The organism is Anabaena sp. UHCC 0253, from assembly GCF_009712085.1.
Classification (GTDB): domain Bacteria; phylum Cyanobacteriota; class Cyanobacteriia; order Cyanobacteriales; family Nostocaceae; genus Dolichospermum.
Genome location: NZ_VILD01000004.1, coordinates 379274 through 396594 on the forward strand (window position 1 = coordinate 379274; position 17321 = coordinate 396594).

Consider the following 17321-nt stretch of genomic DNA (forward strand, 5'->3'; position numbering starts at 1 on the left):
TCGTTACTAAAGCTACTAAGCAGGATATAGCTAAAAGACTCTAGCTATATCAATGCTAAATAATAAAAATTACTTATTCCGTTCGCGGGATAGGTAATTTTTTTTGGGTTTGTAGTCAGGACTTTAGTCCTAATTTAAGGGCTGAAGCCCTTACTACCAAATCATCTCAAGATATTTTTACTTTACTTAATCTATCAAAAACCTTGCACTCTTTGAACATCAAAAATTTTAGGGCTATTCAAGTTTATTAATAAGGGTTTTGTTGAATTTCTTTGACAACTATAAGTAGGCAGGTAAAATTAATTATATAAAAGATTTGGATTTAATGTAGGGGTAGCGCCCCTGTGCCTACCCCGGTATTTGGGGCAACCACAGGGGGTTTGCCCCTACAAAATTGATTGGTTTAGGGATTTTTAAAATGTTCAATTTATTTTGCACTACTACTTATTTAAATTTTTGATCATATTAATGCTGAAATAAAATTCAGAGTATACCAAATAAAAAAAATACTGAAAAAAAGATTACATTTGAATAGTTACAGAAAATTCAAATAATAAGACTTACTATATACAACAATTTTTAGCTAATAAGTCTCTACAAGGTTTACACCATCAAGAGAGTTGTAAGATAGAAGAAGTAACATAGCTCTTCACTCACCACCAATGACATCAACTCTGCTGAAATTTCCACTCCTGAATGCTCCCACGCTGCACCGTTTACCCAACGGTTTGACCATTATCGCCGAACAAATGCCCATAGACGCGGTTAATCTCAACTTATGGGTGAAAACAGGTTCAGCCATGGAGTCAGATGCTATCAATGGCATGGCTCACTTCTTAGAACACATGATTTTTAAAGGAACAGAGAAACTAATTAGTGGTGAATTTGAACGCCGGATTGAAGAGCGCGGTGCGGTAACTAATGCTGCTACCAGCCAAGATTATACTCACTATTATACCACAACTGCTCCTAAAGATTTTGCAGAATTAGCACCATTACAAATAGATGTTGTCTGTAATCCTAGTATTCCTGATGATGCTTTTGAGAGAGAACGGTTAGTAGTTTTAGAAGAAATTAGACGTTCTGAAGATAATCCCCGAAGACGGATTTATCGTCACATTATGGAAACCGCTTTTGATACCTTACCCTATCGTCGTGCTGTACTAGGACCAGAAGCAGTTATTTCTCAAGTTAAACCGCAACAAATGCGAGACTTTCATGCTCATTGGTATCAGCCTCAGTCAATTACAGCAGTAGCTGTGGGTAATTTACCAGTAGAAGAATTAGTAGAAATTATCGCCGAGGAATTTAATAAAAATCATCAACAAACAACAAGCAAGTTAACGCAAACAACAGTAATTCCTGAACCAGCATTTACGGAAATTGTGCGCCGAGAATTTGTTGATGAAACTCTCCAACAAGCAAGATTAGTGATGATTTGGCGAGTTCCTGGATTGATGGAATTAAATGAAACTTATGCACTTGATGTTGTAGCTGGAATTTTAGGACATGGAAGAACATCTAGATTAGTGCAGGACTTACGGGAAGAACGGGGATTAGTATCTTCAATTTCTGTGAGTAATATGAATAATGTGTTGCAAGGTGTATTTTCGATTTCTGCTAAATGTGATGTAGAAAATTTAGCTGCTGTAGAAGAAGCGATCGCTCAACATCTTCGCATATTACAAACAGAATTAGTCAAAGAATCAGAAATTGCTCGTGTTCGACAACGGGTAGCCAATCGGTTTATATTTGGGAATGAAACACCAAGCGATCGCGCGGGGTTGTATGGTTATTATCAGTCATTAATTGGTGACTTAGAACCAGCATTTAATTATCCCCAATATATTCAAGCACAAGAAGCAACTGATTTAATGCAAGCTGCTGCATACTATCTTTCTCCAGATGCTTACGCTGTCGTTGTCATCAAACCAGCCTAGTAGACGCGGGGTTTCCTCTTATTAGTCAGTTGTATAACCATCAACTGACAACTGACCACTAACAACTGACAAACCATGATTTGGACTGAAATTGATACCCATATTAGCCAGATTACTGGCGAAAAATTTTTAAGCCAGCAGCATTTATCTATCAGTGGCGGATGTATTAACCAAGGGTATGCTGTTAGTGATGGTAAATTGACTTACTTTGTTAAACTCAACCAAGCTACCAAAGCGGAGATGTTTGCCGCAGAAATGTTAGGTTTACAACAAATGTATACCACAGGAACTATCCGCGTTCCCAAACCCCTTTGTTGGGGAACTACAGGCAATTCTAGCTACATTGTTCTAGAATGGCTAGAAATGACAACTGGTAATAACAAATCGTGGCAAGAAATGGGGCGCAAATTAGCAGCCATGCACAAAATAACCAGTAATCAAGGTTTTGGCTGGGATATGAACAATACTATCGGTTCTACACCCCAAATCAACAATTTATCTAACTCTTGGATTGAATTTTATACTCAACACCGTTTAGGTTATCAATTTAAATTAGCAAAAAGACGTGGTGGCAATTTTCCTTTAGAAGATAAATTATTAACAGCTATTCCTGAATTATTAGCAAATCATCAAATCAAACCCTCATTAGTACATGGAGATTTATGGGGAGGAAATGCAGGTTTTACAGTTGAAAGTGAACCAGTAATTTTTGATCCAGCAACTTATTTTGGAGATAGAGAAGTTGATATTGCCATGACAGAATTATTTGGAGGTTTTCCGCCAACTTTCTATCAAGGTTACGAAGAAATATTTCCCTTAGATACAGGATATGAAAACAGGAAAATCCTATATAATCTATATCACGTTTTAAATCATTTTAACTTATTTGGTGGTAGTTATGGTTCTCAAGCAAATCGCATGATTGAGAAAATTTTAACTAAATCTAACTCTTAAATTCCTCTCTGCGACTCTGCGTCTCTGCGTGCAAAAAATAGTTCATTTATTCAGAACTTGCAGTAAATATTGTGTCAGTGTAAAAGCATCAACTCCTAATTCTGTTCTTGCTTGTGCTGCTAAAATTCCACCTTGAGAATGCCACCAAACCGCAGTTGCAACTATATCTTCTATCGCAATTTCTTGATTAGTAACTTGCGCTAATAATCCACCCAATAAGCCAGTTAACACATCACCACTGCCACCACGGGCTAAAGCTGGGGTACTTTCGGGATTTATCCAAACACCACCTTGAGGATTAGATATAGCCGTTCTTGCCCCTTTTAATAGGACTACAGCCCCACTTTCTTGGGCTGCTTTTTGTACTGCTTTAACTTTATCTGTATATTCAATATTCGGAAATAACCGTTTAAATTCTCCAGTATGAGGTGTGAGAATTGTGGTTGATTTGCGCTGTTTTAAGGTAGGGATAGTTCCCAATTGTGCCAAAATATTTAAAGCATCAGCATCAAGAACTAGAGGACATTCACATTTAATTATTTCGGGAATAATAGAAATATTATCTTTAGTTAAACCAGGTCCGCAAGCAATTGTGGTAAATGAATTTAAATCTGTATTTTCCGGTAATTGTAAATGAGAAATTGCTCCTGTTTCCGTTTCGGGACAACCAATAATTAAGGCTTCTGGTAAATGGGAAACTAACAACATCTTTAGAGATTCTGGTACAGCAATTGATAGCATTCCCACACCAGAAGCCCGCGCACCCAAACCTGTTAAAATTGCTCCACCTGCGTAACGTTTTGAACCACAAATTAATAATAAATGTCCTTGTTTATATTTGTGAGTAATTAGGGGACGGGGTAAAGGTAAAGTAGATAATGCTGTTGTTTTAGTAATGCGTTTTATTTGGGGAATATCACCTAAAACAGCATGAATATCTGCTAAGGGAATATCAAAATCAATTAATTCAGTTTTACCAACATAAGCTAATGCTTGTTCTTGCAATAAACCTTGTTTCCACAAACCTAAACACAATGTATAATTAGCCTGAATAGCTGTTCCTAAAACTTCTCCTGTATCTGTATGTAAACCTGAAGGTATATCAATACTAATAATGGGCTGATTTTTGGCATTAAAATGATTAATTGCAGCAGCAATAGAATCAGTTATTTCTCTCTCTAAACCAAAACCAAATAAACCATCAATTAAAAAATCACAATTTGGTAATTCGGAAATATCTTGATAACAAGGAATTCCCAAACTTTGAATATATCGAAAGTGTTGTGACGTTAATTCTTTTAACTTAGAAAAAGGTTGATAAATCCAAACTTCATAACCGCGAAAATGCAATTCACGAGCTACTACTAAAGCATCTCCACCATTATGACCGGGACCAACTAAAATTCCCACACTTTGCTTTTGAGAAATAATAGCCTGTAACCGTTGGGAAACTAATCCCGCTACCTTTTCCATTAAAGCAGCTACAGGCATTCCCGCAATAAATATCCGGGCTTCAATCTCCCGCATTTGGGCTGCGGTAACAACAAATTGTTCTTTAGTCATTAGGAAAATTTTACTCTATTACCTATTACCTTATCTTCCATAATAAATCCTCGCATTACCATAACCTGAATTCTTTAAATAGCTATTCCATTGTTCTGCTTCAGAGCGATCGCTAAATGGTCCTACAGCTATATGCGCTCCTCGTGGTTGATTTCTCCTAAATACATTAATATTACTGTTTACTTTTTGCCGAATTTCTGTACCCAAAGCAACTAAATTATTAGTATGATTGGGAATAACTACATAATAGAATTTTCCTCTTACCTGTTGATTATTAATTGGAGAGGATTGCTGATTATATTCATAAGGATTATAAGAAGCTACCTGCGTAGAATTATTAACTCTTACTTCTCCATTAGAAGAGTTAACAATACGAGCGCCATAAATACCTTGTGATTCTAATTCTCTCACTCGTCTTAGAGCATTTACTTGTCCATTGAAAACGCCAGATTGAATAATTTTACGTCCCTCATAATTGCGGATATAGGCACTACTTTCTATTTGCTTAACTCGCTGCAAGGTTTGGGAATCACTACTATCAACATAGACAAAATAGCGTTCAAAATTTTGGTTATTTGGATTATTATATTCTACTGGTTGCATTGGTTGTACCAGTGGTAATGACTGCTGACTGGTGGGAATCTCATAGATATATGGCTGCACCACTTGTGCTAAGAATAGACTATTGTTGGGTATTTGTGCTTGCACTTGACTATATTCAGACATCAAACCCCAAGATCCACTGATAAGTAAGGAAAATACAGATACAGTAGCAACCTGACTAACTCTTAAAGTAGGCATATTTGTAACCAGCTTTTTTGTGTTTTTACTAGATATTATTGTAATCAGTAAATTGAAAATTACGGTTATATATTCAAACTCCTCCAAGGTAAATTCTGGAAACAACTATTTCGTAGGTATGCTACAATTGGACAGTCTCGCACCTTGTGGTAAAATAAAAAGCTGCTTTGTCGCCAAAATAAGCCGCAAGCACTTTAAAAAGTGTGAATTATGAAAAAAGTTGTCGTTGGTCTTTCTGGTGGCGTTGATAGTTCCGTAGCCGCCGCTATCCTGCATAATCAGGGCTATGATGTAATTGGTTTAACCCTTTGGCTGATGAAAGGCAAAGGGCAATGTTGCTCTGAAGGAATGATCGACGCGGCTGATATTTGTGAACAATTGGGTATTCCCCATGAAGTTGTTGATATTCGGGATGTCTTTCAAACAGAAATTGTTGATTTTTTAGTAACTGGTTATAGTGTGGGAATTACGCCGTTGCCTTGTTCTCAGTGTAACAAGACGGTGAAGTTTGGTCCAATGGTGCAGTATGCACGGGAAAAATTGGAATGCGATAGCGCAAGCGCTGACTCGTCAGTTCGCATCGCTACAGGTCATTATGCCCAAGTTCGCTACGATGACGCTACTAATCGTTACCAATTGTTACGAGCCGTTGACCGCAACAAAGATCAATCTTATTTTCTCTATGACTTGTCTCAAGAATTATTAGGGGCTTCCATTTTTCCCCTTGGAGAACTAAATAAAACTGATACTCGCAGAATTGCCAGTGAATACAATTTGAAAACCGCCGATAAACCGGAAAGTCAAGATTTATGCTTAGTAGAAAGTAACGGCTCAATGCGGGCATTTTTAGATAAATATTTAGCTCCCAAACCCGGTGATATTGTTGATGCAACTGGTAAAGTGTTGGGACAACATGATGGTGTCCATCATTACACTATTGGTCAGCGAAAAGGCTTAGGAATTGCGGCGGCTGAACCCTTGTATGTGATTGAACTAGATGCAGCTAATAACAGGGTAATTGTAGGCGATCGCACCAAAGGAACTCAATCAGAATGTACAGTAAATCGGATCAATTGGGTTTCCATAGCTGAACCTATTACCCCCATTCGCGCCGAAGTCCAAATTCGTTATCGTTCTCAACCCGTACCCGTGACAGTAATTCCCTTAGAAGATTCCCGTGTGCGTTTAGTATTTGATGAACCCCAATTCAGCATCACACCTGGACAAGCTGCGGTTTGGTACGACGGAGATTACGTATTAGGTGGAGGAATTATTGAACAATTTAATTAAATTTAGTCGTATTCCTACGCACTAAATCCCAACCTGTGTTATGAGTTGTAAAGCATATCATGGTAAATGTACTGGGGCATCTCCAAAAATCCGTATGAAAAAACAACTTGTAACAGCAGGGTTTGTTCTCTTCTCTTTCATGCTACCTGCAAAAGCTTCCGCAATTAGTCAAGTTTATGTTTTCGGTGACAGCCTTGTTGACAATAGTAATGTCTTTACCGTCTCTGGTGGCACTTTTCCCCCATTTCCCTACTTTCCAGGACGTTTTTCCAATGGACCTGTCTGGACGGAATCTCTAGCAGATGATTTAGGATTAGGTAAAAAACTCAACAATTTCGCATTTGGTGGTGCTACTACAGGTGACACCAATAATATAAACGCTGCATACCCACAATTTCCACAATTACCTAATCTACCAGGACTAACTCAGCAAATTCAAGGTTTTGCAGGACTTAACCCCCAAGCGGATAAAAATGCAAATGCCCTTTACATAATATCAGCGGGGGCTAATGATTATTTGAGTATTCCAGATTTTACCAATAATGCCCTTATTGGACAAACAATTAATCATGCAGTTAGCAATTTAGCAAATGCAATATTATCTCTCTCTGTTGTCGGTGCTAAAAACTTCTTAATAGCTAATTTACCTAACTTAGGAGATATTCCTGCTAATAACAAGACTCCTCTAGCTAATAGTCTCAACTCTTTAACTGCATTTCATAATTCCAAATTGAGTCAAACTATCAATGGTTTGAATCAAGAAAAACCAAACCTCAATATCAAAATTTTCGATGTTAATTCTGTTGTCAATCAGATCATAGCATCACCAACAACATTCGGTTTCACAAATGTAACTGATGCTTGTTTAAACATTGTTGAAGAAACTATGTGTTCTAATCCCGATAAATATTTATTTTGGGATAACTTGCATCCCACAACTTATGCTCATAGTATAGTTGCCGAATCAGCACGAGCAATGATTCCTGAACCTTCAACTACCTTGAGTCTGTTAGGAATGGCTGCTTTAGGTGCAACAGGAGTTATCAAACGTAAACGCAAAACCCTTAATTCAGCAAATCTGGTTCTTGCTGGACAATCATCTCATACAAAGGTTGAAAGCTAAACCAACCCAACTCATGAGAACCAACTTGATCATGAGCTATCTTTGCATATTCCGGTTTAATCGGGCTAGGTGTTCCCGCGGCTTCCGCTAACAATTGGGCTTGACAAGAACGCTCCATTGTGATAAACCACCAAACAGCCTCATCAATAGTATTACCTACTGTCAGTAAGCCGTGATTTTTGAGAATAACGGCTTTATTTTTTCCCAGAGTTTGAGCAATGCGCTTTCCTTCTTCAGGGTCAAGAACAACCCCCGTATAATCAGTAAATATACTATGGTCTTCGTAAAAACTACAAGCATCTTGAGTCAGGGGGTCAAGGAGACGGCCAAGACTAGACCAGCTTTTACCATAGATAGAATGGGCGTGGGCTGCGGCTACCACGTCAGGACGGGCTGCATGAACTTGAGAATGAATAGCAAAAGCAGCACGATTTACTGGACGATTACCGTAAATTACATCACCTTGCTGATTAACTAATATTAGATCACTGACTCGAATTAAACCAAAGTGCATTCCAAAGGGATTTACCCAAAAATGTTCAGGATTTTCTGGGTCACGGGCTGTAATGTGTCCAGCGACACCTTCATCAAATCCAAATCGGGAAAATAGCCGTAATGCTGCTGCTAGTCGCTGTTGACGATGTAATCTCTCTTCGGTAATCGAAGTAAATGTGGGAATTTGGGGACTATTTGGTTTTGTTATCGGTTTTTCTGTCATAATTATACCCTTGCTTAGAATATTCTTTAAACAGGGAACAAGGTTGAAAGTCTTTTTGCAATCGTTTTATCATCTGACTGCCTAAAAGTCAGTTTAGGAATAGCTTTAACCGTTTTCACGAGATTTTTAATCGTTAGACTGACAACTGTAAGTATAACCTTAGGTTACAAAGCTAGTCGTATCAAGAATCATTATTCTTACATCAATCAACATGATTACTTCCCAAATTGATAAGCAAAAAAAAATATATTTTTATGCGCCCGATAAAAATACACATAGTTTATTTGAGCAAGAACGGGAAGAAATTATAAAAGCGCGTAGCGATAACTTTACAGCTTGGATTGTTAGTACGTATTTACAAATGAAAAAAGCAGGTATTGCTTGTGAAATTATAGATCATATCCCGCAAGAAGGAATAGTAATTGCCGATAGAGATACTTTAGGCAATAAGTACCCATATTTGGGTAAAGTAATGCTAATTTGCACAAAGGGTGATAGAGAGTTTCATCCATCAGCGCATTTACATATTGTTCATAATGCTGCAAATATCCAAAATACACAAAATTCTCTTTGGAAACCCTATCATATTCCTCATTGGTCGCAGGGGAAACGCATCTTATCAATAAGGACAATTGAATCTCAATAATGACCAAAATATTCGCATTAATGCTTACTTATTGACAATACTCTAGTCCATCACTATGACGCTAAAAAAATCAATCAAACGATAAATTGGATTTCTTTGTTTATACATTAAAACGGTATTTTGTCAATAAAATTTAGATGCGTTTCCCCTGCAACAAATCTTCATCAACGACGAATGATTTGTCAGTATACACAAAGAAAAAACCGCAAAATATTACATTTCACGGTTTTTAGTATGGTGTGAGGAGTTTAACTCCCTATCATCATAAAGTATCAGCAAGATAAAAACTCTCTCGTAACAGTTTTGGTAACAACATTTTTTATTTCCTCAGTTTCGTGACATACTCCACACACTCCCCTTCGGGTGAGTGTGAGCTTCTCAGCGACTCTTCTTTGAAGACATTGACTGAGCTTTAAGACCGTGTGTCCCACGGTTCTTTAGTTCTTTTAAAACAATTGATTTCTATTTAAATAGGCTGCTTTTCAGCATTTAATTGGACTACACCTATTCGATTGAATTCTATCATAAATTAGAAGAATCAGAAAATGTTCATTCGTCCCACGCTCCGTCTAGTGAGACGTGGGGCTTCTTGCTGTTAAGCTAAATTAATTTTTGCACTTGTTCCCACTCCTCTACACTTACCTTAAAATTAGTGGAATTGGGAGCGCGAAGTACCAATAAGTTTTTAACTATAGAGTCTTGTTGTAACCTGTTTTTTAGTAAAGCAGATTCTATCAGTTTATTCGTAAATCTAATTATCGCTTGTTGTTTTCCCAAAGCCCTTGTAGAGTCTACCCAATATTTCTTATCTGGTATTTGAGTCAAAAATTGAGCAGGTTCTATAACTTCTGCTGTTGCATAAATTCCTGCTTGCTTACCGGATATCCAAAGCATAACACCATCACCAGGTGCGATATCTTTAGTATAACGAGTTACTAACCAAGGTATTTGCTCTAATTCTTTAATAGCATCTAAAACTCGATAATACTTGGGATTACCCTGAAATAACCAGTAAGCCATATACGTTTACTTATAATTACCAAACTAAATTATACCATTATTGAGACGATTGATCTTACTGACATAATTAATTGTTATAACAATAGCTATAAAAATAAAAACCGTGAAAATAAATTCACGGCTTTAACAAAAATGTGGTGTGAGGAGACTTAACTTCCTTTATCATACTTCATCTCAAAAATAGAACTTAAATTACCGTAAATTTCTTTACAAAATAGTTATTTGATGACATATATATATTCTTAATATTTGTGACTTTATACCAAATTGTCACCGATTAAATCAACAATTGTAATTTTCGGAAATCAAAATCAATTCATTTTAATAGCCCTGTTTCTGGTTTAACTGTCACTTCACTGTAATCAAAAATGCCAAAAAGTTTCATCATTTTGAATTTTTAATTCCCAACGGGCTTGACTCGTACTGTCAGACATAGTATTATACATAACTAATAGAAGGGGAGTAGCTGCTGGCAGTAAATCAAGATTTTCTGCTCAGTATATCTAAGTCAACATACTGGTGATGAACCTGGTTTAGATAGCGAATAAATAAAGTATTTGAAAGCGAGACCTTCACTGACTACACATTTAAAAGTGTGGAGTTCAGTGAGGTTTTATGGCTCTCATTGATACTCCACACAGGTAAAAAATCCTTCAGGAGTTTAAGAGAGTGCTAACAGCTTTTACCGCAGGTTTATTACTAATTACCATTTCCGAACTAGGCGATAAAACATTTTTTATTGCTGTGATATTATCCATGCACCACTCGCGGCGCTTGGTATTTACAGGTGTCGTAGCTGCTTTAGCGGCTATGACTATTCTTTCTGTAATGTTTGGACAGGTAGTATCTTTTTTGCCCAAACAAATCATTCATTACGGCGAAATAACTTTATTTATTGCCTTTGGTTTGAAGTTAATTTATGATGCCAGTAAAATGCCTGTATCTGCGACTGAAGAAGTAGTAGAAGAGGCCAAAGAGGCGGTAGAAAAAGCCCATTTAGATAACTCCCAGCAAAAAAGTGTTTGGTCAATTTTACTCAAGTCCTTCATACTAACATTTATAGCAGAATGGGGCGATCGCACACAAATAGCTACCATAGCCCTAGCATCCAACAATAACCCCATTGGTGTGACACTGGGAGCAATATTAGGACACGCCATTTGTGCAGCGATCGCCGTTATCGGTGGTAAATTAATTTCAGGTAAAATTTCCGAACGGCAAATTACCTTCCTCGGCGGTTTCCTCTTCATCATCTTTGGTATAATCGCCGCCATAAAAGGAAAATGAACTGTAAACTACTGAGGTTAAAATAGCCTTTTCCTGTCAGTGAGGGTTGAGTTTGACGTTTATTCAATATCATTCCAAAACCCTCCGACATTCCAAACTTTATCAAAGTTTTCATTTTTAGCAGATGCTATACAAGGTGGCATTATAAAATTTTTAATAACAGCAACGACTTCATCAAACGTAAGTTGCGGTTTTCCTATGTTTGATTTCTTTAAAAAGGCTTTCCATTGTGTTTGTTTCTCTGGAGCATTACTAAATTCTTGGGTAAAAGCTAAAGGTTCTTTTGCTGGTATTTCTGTTTTGCGTCGTTTAAAAGTATTTCCTATAGCTTGGCAAAGTAAATCCCCTTGAAATTCAAAATCTTTACAAAGAAACCAAATATCATAAAAATCTTTCATGCGACTATTTTTTATACCTAAATCAACCATAGCTTGAAATTTCTCAGCTATTGCTGTTTCACGAGGATAGATTCTCAATATTGGCTTGGGAACATTTAGAATAGTATCAATTATCTGTTCTTTCGCATCGGGTGTAACAACATCACCAAATCCAATATCAACTTGAAGCGGACGGTGAATATTATTTAATTTTCCTATAATTTCAATTCTTACTCCTTCATACTGTTGATCTTCTTTTATGACTTGAGCTTTGATAGATTCTGGTAAGAAAATAATGCCATCTTCTTCACACTCTATTAAGCAAATTTCTTGAAAAACTTTTTCTATATGTTCGACTTCATTATTACCAAAACTCAGAAAATCTAAATCTTTCGTCGCTCTATGCGGTTCACCATTCCATACCTTAAAAAGTGTAGCTCCTTTCAAAATGAATTGTTGTTGATAGAGAGATTGACTAAGCCTATATAGTAGCCTTTCACCAAGATAAAGAATTAGTAAATAATTATAGTCTTCCCCTCTTTTTTTAGATAAGTTTAACAATCTAGAACGGATAGATGCTGCTATATTAGTAGACTTTTTCGATGTCATGGGAGTGATTCTAGATAAGGGCGCATTACATTATGAACTCGACAAATTTTAGCGTAATGCCATAGTTCATCCATTGAGCATCTTCTTTCTCTCCAACATTCTCTTAGTGCTTCAAGTGCTACATCTAGACCAATTTTGTTGCGAAATTTAAAACAATCCACAACTGTTTTAGCCAAAGAATATACCCGTACATTAACACCCTCTATTTGATGGTCTTCAATACCTTCTTCTAGAGATTGACCAGACATATAAACAATTCTCAGAGGTAGAAGATTATCTTTTGGTGGACGATGTTTGTGAGGAATAGCAAGCCATACTTCAAAAGGTGATTGCGTAGTTAGCTCATAAAAACTGAGTGCTGATAGAAGACAAACTACCCCACTAGGAACTCGTTTAGCAGTTTCAGCCAAAGTATGACTTTCTGTAATTTCAGCATCTGCAAAAGTATAAATACCACGAGCAGAATGTATGAGTAGTCCTTGCTGTTCAAGGCGTTTAATATACTCTCGGTGAATGCCTTGTTTTTCTATGTCTTTAGCTGTAATTATGCCTTTTTCACGAGCATAATCTAGCACTTGTTGTGTTTTTGACATAATTAAATCAATGGACTTAACTCCAACACTTTTGTTATCAAATGTGATAAAGTGCCAGCAGTAGTTAACAATTGCCTACAGTTTATCACAAATTTTTCTGTAACGCATCGTTAAAACTGAAAAGGTAAGTAAAAATAGAAGGAAAATAAATTCAGTAGGACTTACGCACAAGCAACGGAAAAACGAACCACGGAAACACGAAGGAAAGAGAGTTTGAAAGGTATTTTGCGTAAGTCCTATTCATGACTCGTAGGGGCGCAGAGTCCGCGCCCTTATCTTACGGAGTAGCCACAGGTGACGGCGTAGGTGACGAAGTAGCAGGAGGATTAGATACTGCTGCTGCCTTATTAATTTCGTCTTTATACTGAGCCGGCGCTAAAGCTGTGGCACTATCAAATAAAGGTTTTGCTTCATCAACCTTCCCTTGTTGCTTAAACAGCATTGCCTTTGCTAATACAGGACGAAAATCTTGAGGATCTTTCTTAATCGCTTGATCATATATAGAAACAGCCTGAGTATCGTTTTTTTGGAAAGCGTACACACTACCTAAAAGCACTTGTACAGCAACTACATCCACACTACCAGGCTGAATAGTATTAGCCTGATTAGCAGCAGCTAGACTTTCTTGTAATAAACCAATAGCTGCTTCCGGGCGCTTTTCACTTAATTGTAAATTCACCATTCCCTGTAAAGCCTTTAAATCACCGGGTTTTGTAGTTAAAATAGAGCGGTAAGTTTGGGCTGCTCCCTCCTTATCGCCAATTTGTTGTTTTGCTTGTGCTAATAAAACCCCATACTCTGACTGTTGAGGATTGAGTTTAGAGAGTTTTTCCAAAGGTTCAATCACACCTTGAATATCCGCCGGTTTAACTTCACCTTGGCTTTTTTGACTCAACAACTCCAGACGCGCTTGCAAAAGTCCTTTTAATGCAGTTTGATTTTCTGCATCTTTTTGTAAAACTAATTCATAACCCCGGACTTGATCTTCCAGTTTTGACTTTTGTTCGGGTGAAGATACATTATTGTCACCATTGCCCTGATTTTGTGGTGATGATTGGGGATTATTAAACGCTGTCAGTATAGGCATCACAGAAACACCCACAAAAGCCACAACAGCAAAAGCTAACACCACTCGAACTATCCACCGATTACGTGATTCAGACACAATATTATTTTGCTCCTAAATGGTCATGAGATGAATGGCAAAGTTAAAAATTTCCAAAACTTTGCGGAATACGGTCATTTGTCTGTGAATTTTATAACAAATAAATATCTATCCTGCTAAAGTAAGTGATGACTTTAGGAAGACCCGTCAGAATTATCGCTATGCTATGCTTCCGTTAGCGTAGCGTGGCGTTAGCCATAACTGGATTAAAGACGCTAAATTACACATTTAGTGTATAAATGTGATGTTTTGCGTCTTTATGTTCGTACAGGGCATTCTAAAGTGGCTAGATTAAAAGTGAATATACTTTGATCAACCATACACTTGCTCTTTTCATCTGTCTTTGTCAAATCCCACAATGGGATATGTCTTGTGCCGCAAGGAGTTTTTATGAATTCCGACCTGATGCCGTCTTCTGAATCTTCAAATTCTACCGCCTCTAAACCAGGTATAAAAGAGATTGAATCCGCTGTTAATGCTAATACATTAGCAGACCAATCCTCTAAACTGGAAAATTCTGTCATTGACCTGAACAAGCCTGAGTCTAATGGACATTTGGCTAATCGAGAACAACCAATTCCACCCCCCAGCGAACCCACTCAGTACCGAGCTATTGGGTTAATTAGGGGATGTTACCAAGCTAGTAGTGAACAGTTTACCCAAGGAACGCTGCTTACTACCGATGGGGTTGAACTCAACGCCGTCCTTTTAGGTCGGATTATGAGTTTGGTCAAAAATCACTTAGACCTAGAAAAAGAACATCTATGGGTAGTTTATCCCCGCACCAGACAAGAAAATGACGCATTGCATCTGCAAATTGTTGGCGTTTGGGAACCAGAAAATCTAGCGAAACATGAGCTAGATGATGACAGCCCAGATTCAACTACGCAAAAGTTACATAACTCCGAAGTAGTTGCTGATAGCGGTAGCGTAGCGTTAGCCATTCATCCAAAACCTTCATCAGCAATACCTGATGGTGGCTTTTCTGTGCGTGGTGAGGTAGTTTACCAGTCTTTTGACGAAAAGAGTTTAGTTGTGAAAATCAAACAAGCTCCCCGTAAACCTACCGATAAAGCTAAATATTTTAAGTTGAAACTTAAGGGCATATTAACCACCAAAGCTGTAGGTAAGTTCTGGGACTTCAACGTTAAACGAGAAGCTGACGCATTAGTAGTAGTCAATGCCGAAGCGATCGCTGATTTACCCAAAAAACGCAGACCACCATTCAAAGGCGCGCCTCGTGGTGGTGGCGGTGGCGGTGGTGGTAGTAGAAGACCATTTCTTCCCAGACGCAATGGAGAAGCCCCTCGTCCAATTAGAAAGACAGCGGGTGATCCCACGGTTATCACCAAACCCATACCAAAAACCCCCACTCCTATGCCCGTTAAAAAGCCTAAACCAACTGCGGATTAATTGTCAGTGGTCAGTGGTCAGTGGTCAGTGGTTAGTGGTAATTGAAAAAACTATTACCCATGACCCATGACCAATTACCCAAGGTCAAAATTCCGTCCAACGGTCTTGGGGTAGAAAAGAACGCTCCATAGGAATTGAAGCTACTGGTTCAGTCAGGGTAAATATCCCTTCTGTAATCCATTGTTTCAATTCCTGGGCTACTTTTCGGGAAAGAAATAGGCTGGCTAAAGATGCTACTCGTACCGTTCTCCCTTCAATAGTAATGCGCCCAGATTTAAGTTGAGCGTAACTTACTAAACCGAAGGTAGGACGGACACGACGGGGAATAGAAAAATCTACAATTGGCGCTACCAGGTCTTTGTCTTGCACAGCACAGCGTTCTACCACACCAGCATTTAAAACTGGTAATGGAACTCCTACACCCATCATCAAAGATGGTCCATAGCTTTTAAAATAACAGCCTCTGATCCATCGCGCGTCCATTTGTTTAGCATCACCAATTAAGGCTAAAGTTGCCGATGGTCCAATAGGTGTCCGATTTTCTAACCGTTTTTGCAGAGGGAAATGTTGTGTCCCTTCCCAAGCGACGTAACCAATACCCCCAGCTAAAAAAATCTTTGTCCCAATCCCAACAAGTTGTAAATCGGGGTCATTGAGTAAGGGTGACAGTGAACCAGGGTTAGAATAAACTGCATTTCCTAAGCGTGGTTGTAGTGGTCCTAAATAAGTATGAAGTGGGCGATCGCCTCCATTCACGCCAACAATAAAATTTTGATAAAGATTGCGCGGATTAAATAAATAAAACTGATTGATAGTGTCACGAGTAATAGTGGTTTCAAATGTGGCTCTAGGGTAGCAATCGGTAACTTGGCCAACAGCGCGAACTTGGATAGATTTTCCCGCAATTAGATCCTCAATGACATGGCCACCACCACGTTCTCGCACTTCTTCCCCATCTATAGAATCAACAGCACAACTAGCACCTAAGTATAAATCTACTGCCCCAAAACCAGCATAAGCTGGTACTCCATCTAACCAACAACGCCGAATTTTAATCGGTGGATCAGTATGTCCTAAGTTAATAATTGCACCACTTGATTCCATTGGCTCAAATGTGCCAGTAGTAATTACATCTACTTGCTTGGCAGCTTTATTGACACCAATTTCTGCAACTCGCGCTTTTAATTCTTCCGCAGTCCAGACTACAGCACGTTTCTGGCTGATTTTTTCATTAATTTCCGCAATTGTTCGCATTTTTTATTTCAGCGGAATCATAATTTCAACACTGTTCCCTATTCCCTATTCCCCGGTTTAATTTTTATCTGGTTTGACTACTAACACCGAACAGTTGGCCTCTTCCATTACTTGACTACTCACAGAACCCTGGACAATCTTCTTGATCCCAGTTAAACCGCGACTACCAATGAGAATCAACTCAGCTTTATAAATGTTAGCTAGGCAAATAATTTCCGCTGCTGGATCGCCACTCACTACTTCTAATTCACTTTTGAATGATAATCTCGATTGGTAAGTTTGCAACTGTTTTTCCAGTTGTAAATAGGAAGTCCTAGATGAGTCTGATTGCGGACGATCTGCCGGTTGTTCTATATCTTCCTCTGGGGTGGGAATCACGTGACAAAGAACAACTTTGGTATCGGGCGATAGTACCAAATTATCTAAAGTCTGAATGACTCTTTCAGTGATGTCCGAGCCATCCAGAGCTACCAAAACAGTATTTAGCACCACTCCTGTCTCCTCAAAAAAATGTTCTGTAAAGGACTATCGGCACGCTTGGTGAACACGCTTTTGAGACCGTACTTAC

The 17321-nt window shown here is 38.2% G+C and carries 16 protein-coding genes; 7 read left to right on the top strand and 9 right to left on the bottom strand.

Features of this window, described 5'->3' with window-relative positions:
* Positions 1-662: 662 nt before the first annotated feature.
* Positions 663-1940, top strand: a complete 1278-nt coding sequence (locus FJR38_RS13380; protein ID WP_168537533.1) for a pitrilysin family protein — start codon at positions 663-665, stop codon at positions 1938-1940.
* A gap of 75 nt (positions 1941-2015) precedes the next feature.
* Positions 2016-2894, top strand: coding sequence for a fructosamine kinase family protein (locus tag FJR38_RS13385; RefSeq protein WP_174763995.1), 879 nt, complete (start codon positions 2016-2018; stop codon positions 2892-2894).
* A gap of 42 nt (positions 2895-2936) precedes the next feature.
* Here the strand turns inward: FJR38_RS13385 and FJR38_RS13390 are convergent, their stop codons facing one another.
* Positions 2937-4457, bottom strand: coding sequence for an NAD(P)H-hydrate dehydratase (locus tag FJR38_RS13390; protein WP_168537535.1), 1521 nt, complete (start codon positions 4455-4457; stop codon positions 2937-2939).
* Positions 4458-4487: 30 nt separating this feature from the next.
* Positions 4488-5258, bottom strand: coding sequence for a hypothetical protein (locus FJR38_RS13395; RefSeq protein ID WP_168497888.1), 771 nt, complete (start codon positions 5256-5258; stop codon positions 4488-4490).
* Between the two features lie 210 nt (positions 5259-5468).
* Between FJR38_RS13395 and mnmA the strand changes: the two genes are divergently transcribed.
* Together mnmA and FJR38_RS13405 are read left to right on the top strand one after the other, a co-directional pair.
* Positions 5469-6548, top strand: coding sequence for a tRNA 2-thiouridine(34) synthase MnmA (mnmA, locus tag FJR38_RS13400; protein WP_168537537.1), 1080 nt, complete (start codon positions 5469-5471; stop codon positions 6546-6548).
* Positions 6549-6588: 40 nt separating this feature from the next.
* Complete coding sequence (locus FJR38_RS13405; protein ID WP_254449457.1) at positions 6589-7671, top strand: SGNH/GDSL hydrolase family protein; 1083 nt, start codon at positions 6589-6591, stop codon at positions 7669-7671.
* On the opposite strand, the gene FJR38_RS13410 is transcribed toward FJR38_RS13405, so the two are convergent.
* On the bottom strand, positions 7613-8389 hold the full coding sequence (locus FJR38_RS13410; protein WP_168537539.1) for a class II aldolase/adducin family protein: 777 nt from the start codon (positions 8387-8389) through the stop codon (positions 7613-7615). The two genes, FJR38_RS13405 and FJR38_RS13410, sit on opposite strands and share 59 nt — an antisense overlap.
* Before the next feature lie 211 nt (positions 8390-8600).
* On the opposite strand from FJR38_RS13410, the gene FJR38_RS13415 reads away from it, so the two are divergent.
* On the top strand, positions 8601-9035 hold the full coding sequence (locus FJR38_RS13415) for a hypothetical protein (RefSeq protein ID WP_168537541.1): 435 nt from the start codon (positions 8601-8603) through the stop codon (positions 9033-9035).
* 600 nt (positions 9036-9635) lie between these two features.
* Here the strand turns inward: FJR38_RS13415 and FJR38_RS13420 are convergent.
* Positions 9636-10055 (bottom strand): EVE domain-containing protein, encoded by a 420-nt coding sequence (locus FJR38_RS13420; protein WP_168537543.1) that lies wholly within the window; start codon positions 10053-10055, stop codon positions 9636-9638.
* A 669-nt stretch (positions 10056-10724) separates the two neighbouring features.
* Here FJR38_RS13420 and FJR38_RS13425 point away from each other — a divergent pair.
* Entirely contained in the window at positions 10725-11342 is a 618-nt protein-coding gene (locus FJR38_RS13425) for a TMEM165/GDT1 family protein (RefSeq protein WP_168498010.1), read from the top strand.
* A gap of 59 nt (positions 11343-11401) precedes the next feature.
* Here the strand turns inward: FJR38_RS13425 and FJR38_RS13430 are convergent, their stop codons facing one another.
* The 3 genes from FJR38_RS13430 to FJR38_RS13440 form a co-directional block, all read right to left on the bottom strand.
* Positions 11402-12328: a nucleotidyl transferase AbiEii/AbiGii toxin family protein gene (locus FJR38_RS13430; RefSeq protein ID WP_168498008.1), complete on the bottom strand. Its 927-nt coding sequence runs from the start codon at positions 12326-12328 to the stop codon at positions 11402-11404.
* On the bottom strand, positions 12325-12921 hold the full coding sequence (locus tag FJR38_RS13435; protein ID WP_168498006.1) for a type IV toxin-antitoxin system AbiEi family antitoxin domain-containing protein: 597 nt from the start codon (positions 12919-12921) through the stop codon (positions 12325-12327). Before FJR38_RS13435 ends, FJR38_RS13430 begins: the two co-directional genes overlap by 4 nt.
* A gap of 277 nt (positions 12922-13198) precedes the next feature.
* Positions 13199-14086 carry a tetratricopeptide repeat protein gene (locus FJR38_RS13440; RefSeq protein WP_168498004.1) on the bottom strand — a complete coding sequence of 296 codons (888 nt, stop codon included), beginning with the start codon at positions 14084-14086 and terminating at the stop codon, positions 13199-13201.
* 390 nt (positions 14087-14476) lie between these two features.
* Here FJR38_RS13440 and FJR38_RS13445 point away from each other — a divergent pair, with 390 nt between their 5' ends.
* A complete protein-coding gene (locus FJR38_RS13445; protein ID WP_168498001.1) occupies positions 14477-15499 on the top strand; it encodes a hypothetical protein in 1023 nt (340 codons plus the stop codon).
* A gap of 84 nt (positions 15500-15583) precedes the next feature.
* Here FJR38_RS13445 and FJR38_RS13450 read toward each other — a convergent pair whose 3' ends face one another.
* Both FJR38_RS13450 and FJR38_RS13455 read right to left on the bottom strand, forming a co-directional pair.
* Positions 15584-16753, bottom strand: a complete 1170-nt coding sequence (locus FJR38_RS13450; protein ID WP_168497999.1) for a homocysteine biosynthesis protein — start codon at positions 16751-16753, stop codon at positions 15584-15586.
* 57 nt (positions 16754-16810) lie between these two features.
* Entirely contained in the window at positions 16811-17242 is a 432-nt protein-coding gene (locus FJR38_RS13455) for a universal stress protein (RefSeq protein WP_168497997.1), read from the bottom strand.
* Positions 17243-17321: the final 79 nt, after the last annotated feature.